This window comes from Vibrio albus, assembly GCF_003144035.1.
Classification (GTDB): domain Bacteria; phylum Pseudomonadota; class Gammaproteobacteria; order Enterobacterales; family Vibrionaceae; genus Vibrio; species Vibrio albus.
Map to the genome: position 1 here is coordinate 198,582 of NZ_QFWT01000006.1, position 12,593 is coordinate 211,174.

Sequence of the window (12,593 nt, forward strand, 5' to 3'; positions counted from 1 at the left end):
TATCGCTGGCGGTTGCTGTGAGTGATAGGGAACTGGGACAATAATCAGAACAACATTGATTTGGCAGAGAGTATGACATCTTCATTGGGTAATGAGATTTACGGTAAAGAGATCGACATGACGGTCATTGGTGCGGGTTCTTATGGAACATCGCTGGCAATAGCATTGTCCCGCAATGGTGCCAATATTGTATTGTGGGGACACGAAGCCGACCACATGCAGCGTCTGGAACAGGATCGCTCCAATAAAGAGTTTTTACCGGGGGTTGATTTCCCGCCATCGCTGATTGTTGAGTCGGATCTGAATAAAGCAGTGCAATCCTGTCGCGACTTGTTGGTTGTGGTACCCAGCCATGTCTTTGGCATAGTGCTGGGGAGTCTGAAGCCACACCTGAGGAAAGACAGTCGGATTTGCTGGGCGACGAAAGGCCTTGAGCCTGAGACAGGACGATTGCTGAAAGATGTTGCTGAAGAGGTTCTGGGCCATGAGCGTTCACTGGCCGTACTGTCAGGACCAACTTTTGCCAAAGAGCTGGCGGTAGGTATGCCGACCGCGATTGCTGTCGCTTCTCCGGATAATGAGTTTGTCCATGATCTGCAGGAGAAAATTCACTGCAGTAAAAGCTTCCGGGTATATGCGAACAGTGATTTTATCGGTATGCAGCTTGGTGGTGCCGTCAAAAATGTTATCGCCATTGGGGCTGGAATGTCAGACGGCATCGGTTTCGGTGCGAACGCCCGAACCGCTTTGATCACTCGGGGGCTGGCAGAAATGTCCCGCCTGGGGGCCGCTCTTGGTGCTCAGCCGGAAACCTTTATGGGGATGGCCGGTCTGGGCGATTTGGTGCTAACCTGTACTGACAACCAGTCCCGTAACCGACGCTTCGGGCTGGCGCTGGGGCAGGGGAAAGATGTCGATACCGCCCAGGTAGAAATTGGACAGGTGGTGGAAGGCTACCGTAATACTAAAGAGGTGTGGCTACTTGCGCAGCGAATGGAAGTAGAAATGCCGATTGTTGAACAGATTTACCAGGTGTTGTATCAGAACAAAGATGCTCGCCTTGCAGCACAGGACCTGCTGGCACGGGATAAAAAAGCAGAAGGATAGTGGTGGCATGAAAAAATGTGAGCAGTGTAAACAAGTGGATATCTGGAAGAAGATCGTTCGGGAAGCAAGAGACCTGTCAGAGCAGGAACCCATGCTGGCCAGCTTCTACCACGCTACCATTATTAAGCACGACAGCCTGGCTGCGGCATTAAGTTATATTTTGGCGAATAAGCTGAAAACCCCCTCCATGCCAGCAATGGCGGTACGGGAAGTCGTAGAAGAAGCGCTGAGAGCGGACCCTGATATTACCGAATCGGCCGCTTGTGATATCTGTGCCACGGTCAGCCGTGACCCGGCGGTAGGCATGTATTCTATCCCGCTGCTTTATCTGAAAGGGTTCCATGCACTGCAGGGGTACCGGGTGGCAAACTGGCTGTGGAAGCAAGGGAGAATTGCACTGGCGACCTATCTGCAGAATCAGATTTCTGTTGCTTGCCAGGTGGATGCGCATCCTGCTGCCCGTATCGGCAGAGGAATTATGCTCGACCACGCAACCGGTATTGTGATTGGTGAAACCGCTGTGGTGGAAAATGATGTGTCTATCCTTCAGAGCGTGACACTGGGTGGTACAGGTAAAGAAAGTGGTGACCGGCATCCGAAGATCCGTGAAGGCGTAATGATCGGCGCTGGTGCGAAAATTCTGGGGAATATCGAAGTGGGCGTCGGAGCTAAAATTGGCTCGGGTTCCGTTGTGCTTCAGGCAGTACCGCCTCATACGACGGTTGCAGGTGTACCGGCGAAGATTGTCGGACATCCTAGCTCAGAAAAACCGTCTGAAGAGATGGATCAGAACTTTAATGGTAAGAAATAGCTTGTTTGCGTATTTTTAGTCCATATAGGTAGGCAAGCACGCCTCCGGTTATGTTGCCTGCCACTATTCCGGCAAATAACCCCTGTACGGAATAGAAAGCGCTTCCGATTGCGGCAAACGGCAGAGTAAAAATAAACAACCGCATAAAGCTCCAGTAAAAGGCGGCCAGCGGCTGGTGCATGGCATTCAGTGCGCTGACCAACATCATCACTACCCCCTGAAATCCATAACAGCACGGCACAATCACCAGATAAAGCCAGATCAGTTCTCTTACTGCCGTCTCTTTACTAAAGAGGGCCGCCAGCGGAATACTTAGCGGAACCATCATAATAAACACCAGTAACTGGAACACAATGGCAAAGCGCATGCTGAGAAACATGCCCTTAAAGCTGCGAACCGGGTTCTTTGCCCCTAAGTTCTGTGCCATAAAAGGGGTCAGGGCTGAGGTTAACGAGATCATTACCAGTAACAGCAGAGACTCCACTCTCTGCGCTGCACCATAGGCGGCAACTGCAGCGGTTCCGTGCATTGAGAGAATACGCATCAGGATGGCAGCAGAGATAGGGTTCATCGCTGTGGAGAGCCCCGCCGGGGTGCCTATTTTCATTATCTGTACCCAGTCATGAAAGAGCGTTCTGAGATCAGGCATGGCCAGCAGTTTTTCCCGGCAATATAGCAGGTACAGCGAACCGCCCAGAGCGCAGATCCAGCTCAGCCCGCTTGCAATGGCTGCCCCGCGGATTCCCAGCTCAGGGAACGGACCGTAACCAAACATCAGCAGCGGATCGAATATACCGTTGAGTACACCAGAAAGCATCATGATTTTTGCGGGTGTTCTGGTATCGCCTGTTGCTCGTATGGCACTGTTACCGGCCATAGGAATAACCAGAAGAGGCACCGCCAGAAACCAGATCTGCATATATTGCTTGATTAACGGCATCTGCTCGGCCTGAGCGCCAAGCAAAGTGAAAAACGGCTCCAGAATGAGTAGGCCAAATGCAGAAGCCACCATAACCAGTGCCAGTGCGAGTAACAGGCCGTGAGAGGTGACTCGCGCGGCATGACGTTCTTTACCTTCTCCCAGCAGGCGACCTATGCAGGTAGAAAGGCCGACGCCGATCCCCATGGTGATGCAGTTAACTCCAAAGGTGACGGGAAAAGTAAAACTGATGGCAGCCAGAGCCTGGGTGCCTAAGAGAGAGATAAAGAAGGTATCCACAAGATTGAACATCAATACCGCCACCATGCCAAAGACGGTTGGTACAGTCATCTGCCGCAGGACGACAGAAATAGGGGCGGTCAGGAGTCCATGTTTATCTTGCATTACTTCTCTTATACAACAGTGCAGATAGTCCAGAATAACGGTTTTCGGGCGGTGAAAACAGTACTAATAAGGAGGAAATTTAACGGATGCTTATGAAGCGCAAGGTATATACCGGAAAGGTGCCGGTCTATACCTTGAATAAAAACCAGAGAGGCGTGTTTTTAACAACCCGGACCACAATCCAGACAATGTTTGATCATTTCCGGACCAAGATGCAGTCTGGCATTCAGATCACGCAGAGCCGTGCGTACACCCTCTTCAATCACCGGGTGATAAAAAGGCATATCCAGCATTTCAGAGATGGTCATCTTATTCTGGTGTGCCCAGGCCAGAAGGTGGGCAAGGTGCTCGGCACTAGGGCCTATCATTTCTGCACCAAGAAAGCGGCCTGTACCCTGTTCCCCGTAAACATGCAGCATTCCTTTATTACGCAGCATTACTCTGGAGCGTCCCTGACCTTCAAAGGAAACTTCACCTGTGGCGAAGCAACCGCAGTTGCCCAGGCGCTGAACCAGTTGCTGGTAACTTTCGCCCACCATGGCAATTTGCGGGTCAGAAAAAACAGCCGAGATGGATGAGCGGCGCAGTCCTGCCCGTATATCCGGAAAACGGCCGGCATTATCACCTGCGATACGCCCCTGATCGGCGGCTTCATGCAGTAATGGTATTTGATTGCTGGCATCGCCGGCGATAAAAATACTCTCTACTGATGTTTGCAGGGTGAAGTGGTCGGCGGTTGGAACCCCCCGCTTATCGACGTCAACGCGGGTCGCATCTAATGCCAGCTTATCGGTATTCGGCCGGCGTCCGGTGGCCGCCAATACATAATCGACAGTAAAGGTTTCCAGTTCGTCGTTATGGTTGATGAACTTAATTTCAACTTTATTGCCGTCGATACGCTGCATGCTTTCTACTTTTACGTCCGCATCCAGATAAAATTCTTCCCGGAATGTTTTATCCGCACAGGCCATGACTTCCGGGTCCGTTAATGGACCAACTTGTCCTCCCAGGCCGAATAGTTTTACTTCCACGCCTAAGCGGTGCAGGGCTTGCCCCAGTTCAAGTCCAATCACCCCTGGCCCAAATACGGCGACGGCTTGTGGAAGGTTATCCCACTCAAATACATCATCATTGACAATCAGTCTGTCACCCAGTTCATTCCATACAGCGGGGTAAGCGGGTCGTGAGCCGGTAGCAATAACAATGCGTTCTGCGTGAATGATCGTGTGGTCATCAACCTGCAGTGTATGATCATTCAGAAAACGGGCATAACCGGTAACCTTATCTTCGGCAGGAATCTCTTCAACCCCTTCCAGAACAAAGCCAACGAAGCGGTCACGCTCACGCTTTACTCTGGACATTACTTCCCGGCCGTTAATCACAACGTCTCCCTGAGGATGAACACCAAACGCCGGCGCTTTTTCTATCTGGTGGACGCTTTCAGCCGCTGCAATCAGCAGCTTAGAAGGCATACATCCTACTCGTGCGCAGGTGGTACCGTATGGGCCGCCTTCAATCATCACTACGCTGTTTGTATGCGCTTTTGCTGCCCGGTAAGCCCCTAGCCCGGCTGTTCCGCCGCCAATGACGGCGACATCAACATGTAATGTTTGCATGATCTTCGCTCTCTTTTTGTCTTTATTCGTGGGGATGAAAATAAGTCGTCTGGAATTGCAGTGGGTGTATACCGTGAAGTGCTTCCTCACTATCGGGAGAAGTGGAGAGACTTGACCTGCAAATGCTGGTTCCGATGCCCGTTACGGGTTGTATCCTGCTGCTCGCGCGGAGCAGCAGGCTGGTAGGTTATTTCAGATACGCTTCCAGATCTTCACTGCCGCCGATATGCTTACCGCCGATAAATACCTGTGGAACGCTGGTTTTACCGGTGATCGCCCGCAGGCTGACAGAGGTCGCGTCTTTGCCCAGAACCACTTCTTCATACTGCAGGTTATGGTCAATCAGGTTCTGCTTGGCTTTGGCACAGAACGGACAGCCCGGTTTGGTAAACACAGTGATAGATTCTTGAGCTGTGTAATCCGGAGCAATATATTTCAGCATGGTGTCCGCATCGGAAACCTCAAACGGGTCGCCTGGTTTGTTTGGCTCGATGAACATTTTTTCGACGATACCATTTTTCACCAGCATGCTGTAACGCCATGAGCGCTTACCGAAGCCCAGGTCATTTTTATCGACCAGAAGGCCCATGCCATCGGTAAACTCACCATTACCGTCCGGGATAAACGTAATGTTGTCGGCTTCCTGATCGTCTTTCCATGCATTCATGACAAAGGTATCGTTGACCGAAACACATAGAATGTCATCCACGCCATGTTCCTTGAACACCGGATATAGCTCGTTATAACGAGGCAAGTGGCTAGAGGAACACGTCGGAGTGAATGCCCCCGGCAAGCTGAATACGATGACCGTTTTATCTTTGAAAAGCTCATCTGTTGTAACGTTTACCCACTGATCGCCCTGACGGGTTGGAAAGGTAACTTGTGGTACTGCCTGGCCTTCTTTTTCTGTAAACATCATTGTTTTCCTTTAAGTTATTGTCTGCCAAATCTCAGTGTAGCAGAGTCTATTTTATGTAGGGAGAAAAGCCGTTTTCTTTTCCTTCCCTGTTTCGTTGTACTCATTATCAGAGAAATGCTTTAATAGTTCTAATCGTTTGATACTATGATAACAATAGTTTTTACCTATATATTGAAAGGTGGGAATAATGAATATCCGGGACTTTGAATATCTGGTCGCGCTGGCGGAACATAAGCATTTTCGCAAAGCGGCAGAGGCGTGCTTTGTCAGTCAGCCGACACTCAGCGGCCAGATCCGAAAACTGGAAGATGAATTGGGGACCGCTCTGCTGGAAAGAAGCAGCCGCAGGGTGTTGTTCACCGAAGCAGGGTTACAGTTGGTGGAACAGGCGAAGAAGATTCTCAGTGAGGTGAAAACGTTCACGGATATGGCCAGCTTGCAGGGTAAGGAAATGAGTGGGCCGCTGCACATCGGTTTTATTCCAACCGTGGGGCCGTACCTGCTGCCGAAAATTATGTTTCATCTGAAAGAGCAGTTTCCTGACCTTGAGTTATTCCTGCACGAGGCTCAGACCAGCCAGTTAGTTCGTCAGTTGGAAGCAGGCCAGCTGGACTGTCTTATCCTTGCTGCTGTAGCAGAAACAGAACCGTTTATTGAGCTGGATCTGTATGACGAGCCATTGTTGGTCGCTGTCCCTTGTGATCATGAATGGGCGTCGAGAGATAAGCTGGAGATGAATGCGCTGAAAGGTCAGACGGTACTGTCTCTTGGCGACGGGCATTGTCTTCGGGATCAGGCGCTGGGATTCTGTTTTGCGGCCGGGGCAAAGGACGATGAACGCTTTAAAGCCACCAGCCTGGAGACATTACGTAATATGGTGGCGGCTGGTAATGGGATTACGCTGATGCCGGAACTGTCCGTGCCGAAGCAGAAAATAAAAGACGGGGTGTGTTATCTTCCGGCAGAACATCCGAAACCCAGCCGAAAGATTGTGTTAGCTTACCGCCCGGGTTCTCCGCTGAAAAAGCGCTTTCAGACGCTGGCTGACGCGATTAAAGCATACTTATAAGCGGGACAGTGCCGCCCTTAATATGTTTTCGGCATATAAGGGCGGGTATGGTTAGAGTGATCAGAATAGTGGCTCGGCTTCTCCGGGCTCTCCGTCCGTAGAGAACAAGTCAACAGGTACCGTATCTTCTACATATTCTGTCGGTTCGGTATCCTTGATGAAATATTCAAACATGGTCGAACTGTCTGATTCATGTGTCAGCAACCCGGTTTCCCGGTCGATTCGGACACGGATAATATTTTCAGGCAATGCCTTACGCTGGTTCGGTACGCCATCAAGGGCGACTCGCATAAAATCAATCCAGGCTGGCTGAGCGGTTTTGGCTCCGGCCTCACCACCATATACCTGTTCATCTTCTTTTAGGTTCGCATTGCGGCTGGTTCTGCCCAGCTCTCGGGTATGACTGTCAAAGCCAACCCAGGACACCGCAACCACTCCCGGACCAAAGCCGTTATACCAGGCGTCTTTGGCATCATTGGTCGTGCCGGTTTTTCCACCGATATCACGGCGCTTCAGTTTTTGTGCCCGCCAGCCAGTACCATTCCAGCCGGTGCCGTTACGCCAGTCACCGCCACCCCAGACATTGCTGTACATCAGCTCTCGTACCAGAAATGCGTTTTGTGCGGTGATGACCTGTGGTGCATAGCGGGGTTGAGTTTCCGAATCTGCAGTCGTAGTCAGATCTTCTTCCTGAAAATCAAAGCTATCCGGCTGAAGTCCGGAATCCACCTCAGCCTGCTGATCAACCGCACTGTTGACTTCTTCCGTTGAAGGAATCGAAGAGTCTTGTTCCGGACAGTCAATATGGCAGACAACGACAGGGTTCGCTTCATACTCTACTTCCCCATAAGGACTTTCTATCCGGCTGATATAGAAAGGCTCCACGAAGTAGCCGTTATTCGCAAATACAGAGTAACCTCTTGCCATTTGTACCGGCGTCAGACTTCCGGCCCCCAGTGCGATGGTTTCTGAATGAGGCAGCTTAGCTTTATCAAAACCGAAGCGGGTCAGATAATCGATAGTATTGTCCAGGCCGACTTCTCTGAGTACGCGCACCGCCATGACATTTTTTGACTGTGCAAGTCCGATACGCAAACGGGCTGGTCCAACGTAGGTCGGTGGCGAATTTTTCGGCCGCCATGCTGTCCCCTGGCTTTTATCCCACTTATTGATTGGCGCATCGTTGATAAGGCTGGCCAGAGTCAGCTTTTTATCCAGTGCCGAGGCATAAATGAAAGGTTTGATGCTGGAGCCTACCTGACGCAGTGACTGAGTGGCGCGGTTAAACTTGTTGTGTACAAAGTTAAAACCGCCAACCAATGAGAGTATGGCCCCGTTTTCCGGGTTCATTGCCACGAAGGCGGTATTGGCATTCGGGACCTGTGATAACGTCCAGGTATAGGTGATTTCCGGTTCGGTTGTTTCGGCAGTACCGACTGTTTCCGTCATGGTTTTGGTCAGCGGACGTACCCAGATTTGCTCACCGGCTGTCAGTAGCTCTTTGGCGTTGTCCGGGGCTGGCCCCTGCTTCTTATCCGTAATAAATCGGCGGGCCCATTTCATACCGTCCCATGCCAGTTCGGCATGGCCATGGTCTTTAATATATAGAGCAGCCGATTTTTCCTGAACACCCGTGACTATCGCGGGAGTAAGCTCGCCATAGGTCGGTTGATGGCTCAGGTACTCATTCATTTCATCGATATTCATTGCAGTCTGGTCCGGTTGCCAGACGACAGATTCTGAGCCACGGTAGCCATGGCGTTCATCGTATGCCAGAAGGTTTTTTACTGAGGCTTCATTGGCGGCTTTCTGCAGGCGAGAATCGACGGTTGTGTATACCTGCATACCGGAGGTATAAGCCTCCTCACCATACCGTTCCAGCATCCATGCCCGGGCCATTTCTGCAACATAAGGCGCATTAAGTTCGATTTCAGCCCCGTAGCGATTGCCTTGCAACTCTTCAGATCTGGCCGTCTCATATTCAGCCTGAGTGATGTATTTCTCGTCCAGCATCCGCATCAGAACGACATTACGGCGGTTAGTGGCCCGCTCAATAGAATAAATCGGGTTCATGGTTGAGGGGGCTTTAGGTAATCCGGCAATGGTGGCAATTTGCCCCAGAGTCAGGTCTTTCACTTCTTTACCAAAATAGACCTGAGCCGCGGCTCCGACACCATAAGAACGATGGCCGAGGTAGATTTTATTCAGATAAAGTTCAAGGATCTCATCTTTAGTCAGCAGTTGTTCAATATGAATGGCAATAAACATTTCTTTGATTTTTCGCATGAGTTTCTTCTCGTTAGATAAGAAGAAATTACGAGCTAACTGCTGGGTAATCGTACTTGCACCCTGTTTGGCCGACCCCGACATAGCAACGACAACGGCAGCACGGATAATGCCGATAGGGTCTATTCCCTTATGTTCATAGAAGCGACTGTCTTCTGTGGCGATTATTGCTTCCAGTAGCTCTGGCGGCATGTCATCCAGAGTAAGAGGAATACGCCGTTTTTCCCCAAACTGGGAAATCAGTTTTCCATCCCGGCTAAATACCTGCATCGGAGTCTGTAACTGCACATCTTTTAGTGTGGCGACATCAGGGAGTTCTGGCTTTACGTAATAATAAAAGCCAATGATTGTACTCACTCCCAAAATAGTGCAAATCAATGAAAAGATTAGCAAATGCTTTATGAACTTCACCGGATATTCCCTGATTGGTTGAGGTTGTCTTGGTACAAACCCTAGTACATTAAGACATTAATTTAGCACAGGAACAGGAGTCATTGCTTCTTAAACTGATGCCCCTATAGGTTTACTGCATGATTTTAAGCGTTATCGCTTAATTTTACGCGTCACTTTTTATTGGAGCCAACCCTTTATGAGTAGATTTTTAGTCACTGGTATCGATGTCGGCCATCACAGCCTGAAAGCTGTGGTCGTAAAATCTGCGGGAAAGCACTGTTCTGTGGTCGCTTATAAGGATGTTCCTTTTTCAGATGCTATTTTCTCTGATAACCAGAGTATTAATCATCAGAAACTTGTAAAAAAACTCAAAGAACTCAAAAAAAGTCTGCCGATGTTCAGCAGTCATGTGGCTATTTCATTACCGGACAATGCTGTCATCAGCAAGGTTCTCAATATTGATAGTGAGCTGGAAGAAAGAGAAAAAGAGTTTGCGATCTATCAGGCGTTTGCCCATCAGTCCCCCATACCTATTGAAGAGCTGAGTCTGGATTTTGTTGATATAACAGAACAAGACAGTGAGCGGGGAGCCGGACATACCTATCAAGTGTATGCAACGAGGAAAGACGTGGTGGAAGAACGTCTTTCCGTGATGAAAAAAGCGGGCTTTAAACCGGTGCTGGTGGATATGCAGGCTCATAGTCTGCAGAAAGTCTGGAGTCTTGCCAGTGAGCAGCGGGAGGTCGCAGAGAACTGGATGCTGGTTGATATCGGGCTCACTCAGACATCCCTGTGTGTCGCTCCTCCCGACAGCCGGCCTTTTTTCCGCGACATCGTTTTCGGTACCAGCAATATGGAAGGTGCGCTTGAAGGCGATCTCACCTCTGGTGATGTGAAAAAATTTTTCAGTGAGCTGAATGAAAGATTGCAGAAACAGATTCAGATGTACAACTCGGTTAATCCTATGCGCAAGCTTGAGGGGCTCTGGATCTGTGGAGGCGGAGCAACGATTGAAGGGTTATGTATAGGGCTTGGACGTCTTATTAATCTGAAATGTGAATTACTAAACCCGTTGGAGCTGATAGGAGCACCGTCAACGCCTCAAAGTGATCAGTTACAAATGAACATTTTTGGGTGTGCGACCGGATTGGCGGTGCAGGGTGTTGAATGGATGGGAGAGAGTCATGCCACATAAGGTCAACCTGCTTTCATGGCGCGAAGAGCAGAGAGAAAGACATAAGAAACGATTCCTGACCAATATGGTTTTTGGTGTGTTGGTTGCGGCAGGCTTGCAGTGGCTGGCTGGTTATTACATCGATTATCAGCAGTCCCGCCAGCGGTCACGTATAGAACAGCTACATGACCATGTTGCGGTACTGGATAAGAAAATAGAGCAGCTGTCAGAGGTGGAATCTAAACATAGTTCTATTCTGACCAAACTGGCCAAAGTGGAAGAGTTGCAGCATTCCCGGAACAAAACCACGGAATTTATGAACCTGATGCCTCAGTTGGTTCCTCATGGGGTGTATGTCGATAAGATCAAAATGAATGGCACCGAGCTGGAAATGGCCGGAATCAGCGATAGCACCGCCCGGCTGGCAACAATGCTTGATAACTTTGAAAACTCGGAGTTTATCGCGGATGTCGAGATGCACTCTATCGTGCATGGTGATAAACGTTTCGGCAGGAAGTTTCAGAGCTTCAGTATGTCTTTTTATTTCATCGCTTCAGACAGTGAAGCTGTTGATCAGTCAGTGACCGTTGCAGAGGAAGAGAAACATGGTTGAGTTTCAGGAACTGGAGCTGGATGAAATCACTGAGTGGCCTTTGTTTGCACAGGTGATCGTTATTGCGGCTCTGGCGGTGGTCATCCAGGTGGCTGGAACCTGGTTTTACCTTATGCCGAAAGTCGATCAACTCGATTACCTGAAGCAGCAGGAGTCGACGGTACAAAATACGATACGTATTAAAGCTAGGAAAGTCGCGGTACTGCCGTTGTTACAGGCTCAGTTAGATGAGCTGAATACGCGTTATGAGTATCTGCTTCAGCAACTTCCTGAACAAAAAGAGTTGGCAAGTATGCTGGCCGCCGTGAATGAAGTCGGTATTGAAAATGATCTGACTTTTACCCGTATTGACTGGGGAGAGAAGCTGGTGCAGAAATACCTCTATCGGTTGCCGTTGAATATCGAACTGACGGGGTTGTATCACGATATCGGGGACTTTTCAGAAGCCATTGCCAGGCTTCCGCGGATAATCAGTTTACACGATGTCGAGTGGCACAGGGTGAGTCAGGAGAGCAGTACTCTGCATTTCCGGGTGAGAGCTTATACCTATCAGTTTAAGCAGGAGGCAGAAACCGATGATGATAAAGCTGAATAAGAGCCTGCTGGCCTGGGGCGTTATCTGCGGGCTTGCCGGATGTCAGGCAAATGATGATTCCATCGACCTGTTTATTGCTCAGACCGAGTTGGCAGCCAAAAGGCAGATTGATGAGCTGGTTCCCGCCGGTCAGTTTGTGGCCACTCCGTACACCCAGCGAAAAGAAAGGGGGCCATTTATGCTTCCACAGGCCGCTCTTATCCACTCTCAGCCCATGACAAAGGTGAACTGTTGGCAGCCTAAACTCAGGAAAAAGGCTGGAAAGCTGGAGCGGTTTCCTCTGGAGAAATTACGCCTGAAAGGTGTCATGGGCAATAAGAGTTCGGTTTCAGGTCTGATACAGACGCCTGATGGAGCGGTTCACAAGGTTAAGTCGGGTCAGTATCTCGGATTAAACCACGGAAAGGTCGTTAAGGTGACAGCCAGACACTTGATCATACAAGAAACCCTTCCTGATGGGCTGGGGTGTTGGCAGCAACGCAGCGTCAAGCTGGCTTTGAAATAACAATATAAGATGACGATATGAATAGGTATGAGATGAAACCAGGAAAGTGGATGTGTTGGGTGGGGAGCCTGCTGACTATTTTACTTCTCAGTCCGTTAAGTAACGCCGCAGAGAATGCAGTACAGCCTGAAAAAGCAGGATCAAAGTCAGAAGAGTTAAACGCTCTGGGGCAGGAGTTGCT

The 12,593-nt window shown here is 49.7% G+C and carries 11 protein-coding genes; 7 read left to right on the top strand and 4 right to left on the bottom strand.

Going from position 1 to position 12,593, the window contains the following annotated elements:
- The first annotated feature begins 72 nt into the window (after nucleotides 1-72).
- A complete protein-coding gene (gpsA, locus tag DI392_RS12465; RefSeq protein WP_109320229.1) occupies nucleotides 73-1,107 on the top strand; it encodes an NAD(P)H-dependent glycerol-3-phosphate dehydrogenase in 1,035 nt (344 codons plus the stop codon).
- Nucleotides 1,108-1,114: 7 nt separating this feature from the next.
- Nucleotides 1,115-1,918, top strand: coding sequence for a serine O-acetyltransferase (gene cysE, locus DI392_RS12470; RefSeq protein WP_109320230.1), 804 nt, complete (start codon nucleotides 1,115-1,117; stop codon nucleotides 1,916-1,918).
- On the opposite strand, the gene DI392_RS12475 is transcribed toward cysE, so the two are convergent.
- The 3 genes from DI392_RS12475 to DI392_RS12485 all read right to left on the bottom strand — a co-directional run bounded on the left by DI392_RS12475 (nucleotide 1,902) and on the right by DI392_RS12485 (nucleotide 5,774).
- Nucleotides 1,902-3,242, bottom strand: a complete 1,341-nt coding sequence (locus tag DI392_RS12475) for an MATE family efflux transporter (RefSeq protein WP_109320231.1) — start codon at nucleotides 3,240-3,242, stop codon at nucleotides 1,902-1,904. The two genes, cysE and DI392_RS12475, sit on opposite strands and share 17 nt — an antisense overlap.
- A 161-nt stretch (nucleotides 3,243-3,403) precedes the next feature.
- On the bottom strand, nucleotides 3,404-4,858 hold the full coding sequence (locus DI392_RS12480; RefSeq protein WP_109320232.1) for a dihydrolipoyl dehydrogenase: 1,455 nt from the start codon (nucleotides 4,856-4,858) through the stop codon (nucleotides 3,404-3,406).
- 187 nt (nucleotides 4,859-5,045) lie between these two features.
- Nucleotides 5,046-5,774, bottom strand: coding sequence for a glutathione peroxidase (locus DI392_RS12485; RefSeq protein WP_109320233.1), 729 nt, complete (start codon nucleotides 5,772-5,774; stop codon nucleotides 5,046-5,048).
- 190 nt (nucleotides 5,775-5,964) lie between these two features.
- Between DI392_RS12485 and oxyR the strand changes: the two genes are divergently transcribed.
- Nucleotides 5,965-6,846, top strand: a complete 882-nt coding sequence (oxyR, locus tag DI392_RS12490) for a DNA-binding transcriptional regulator OxyR (protein ID WP_109320234.1) — start codon at nucleotides 5,965-5,967, stop codon at nucleotides 6,844-6,846.
- 60 nt (nucleotides 6,847-6,906) lie between these two features.
- Here oxyR and DI392_RS12495 read toward each other — a convergent pair whose 3' ends face one another.
- Nucleotides 6,907-9,543 carry a penicillin-binding protein 1A gene (locus tag DI392_RS12495; RefSeq protein ID WP_109320235.1) on the bottom strand — a complete coding sequence of 879 codons (2,637 nt, stop codon included), beginning with the start codon at nucleotides 9,541-9,543 and terminating at the stop codon, nucleotides 6,907-6,909.
- A gap of 178 nt (nucleotides 9,544-9,721) precedes the next feature.
- On the opposite strand from DI392_RS12495, the gene pilM reads away from it, so the two are divergent.
- The 4 genes from pilM to DI392_RS12515 are packed head-to-tail and all read left to right on the top strand — an operon-like array spanning nucleotide 9,722 to nucleotide 12,412.
- Nucleotides 9,722-10,720: a type IV pilus assembly protein PilM gene (pilM, locus tag DI392_RS12500; protein WP_109320236.1), complete on the top strand. Its 999-nt coding sequence runs from the start codon at nucleotides 9,722-9,724 to the stop codon at nucleotides 10,718-10,720.
- Nucleotides 10,710-11,312 (top strand): PilN domain-containing protein, encoded by a 603-nt coding sequence (locus tag DI392_RS12505; protein WP_109320237.1) that lies wholly within the window; start codon nucleotides 10,710-10,712, stop codon nucleotides 11,310-11,312. Before pilM ends, DI392_RS12505 begins: the two co-directional genes overlap by 11 nt.
- Nucleotides 11,305-11,907, top strand: a complete 603-nt coding sequence (locus tag DI392_RS12510) for a type IV pilus inner membrane component PilO (protein WP_109320238.1) — start codon at nucleotides 11,305-11,307, stop codon at nucleotides 11,905-11,907. Before DI392_RS12505 ends, DI392_RS12510 begins: the two co-directional genes overlap by 8 nt.
- Nucleotides 11,891-12,412, top strand: a complete 522-nt coding sequence (locus DI392_RS12515) for a pilus assembly protein PilP (protein WP_109320296.1) — start codon at nucleotides 11,891-11,893, stop codon at nucleotides 12,410-12,412. Before DI392_RS12510 ends, DI392_RS12515 begins: the two co-directional genes overlap by 17 nt.
- Nucleotides 12,413-12,593 lie beyond the last annotated feature (181 nt).

Bases quoted from the DNA above. Each gene is read 5' to 3' on its own strand.
- DI392_RS12515 (WP_109320296.1), top strand. From the start codon at position 11,891: ATGATAAAGCTGAATAAGAGCCTGCTGGCCTGGGGCGTTATCTGCGGG.
- gpsA (WP_109320229.1), top strand. From the start codon at position 73: ATGACATCTTCATTGGGTAATGAGATTTACGGTAAAGAGATCGACATG.
- DI392_RS12485 (WP_109320233.1), bottom strand. From the start codon at position 5,774: ATGTTTACAGAAAAAGAAGGCCAGGCAGTACCACAAGTTACCTTTCCA.
- oxyR (WP_109320234.1), top strand. From the start codon at position 5,965: ATGAATATCCGGGACTTTGAATATCTGGTCGCGCTGGCGGAACATAAG.
- DI392_RS12475 (WP_109320231.1), bottom strand. From the start codon at position 3,242: ATGCAAGATAAACATGGACTCCTGACCGCCCCTATTTCTGTCGTCCTG.
- DI392_RS12510 (WP_109320238.1), top strand. From the start codon at position 11,305: ATGGTTGAGTTTCAGGAACTGGAGCTGGATGAAATCACTGAGTGGCCT.
- pilM (WP_109320236.1), top strand. From the start codon at position 9,722: ATGAGTAGATTTTTAGTCACTGGTATCGATGTCGGCCATCACAGCCTG.
- DI392_RS12480 (WP_109320232.1), bottom strand. From the start codon at position 4,858: ATGCAAACATTACATGTTGATGTCGCCGTCATTGGCGGCGGAACAGCC.
- cysE (WP_109320230.1), top strand. From the start codon at position 1,115: ATGAAAAAATGTGAGCAGTGTAAACAAGTGGATATCTGGAAGAAGATC.
- DI392_RS12505 (WP_109320237.1), top strand. From the start codon at position 10,710: ATGCCACATAAGGTCAACCTGCTTTCATGGCGCGAAGAGCAGAGAGAA.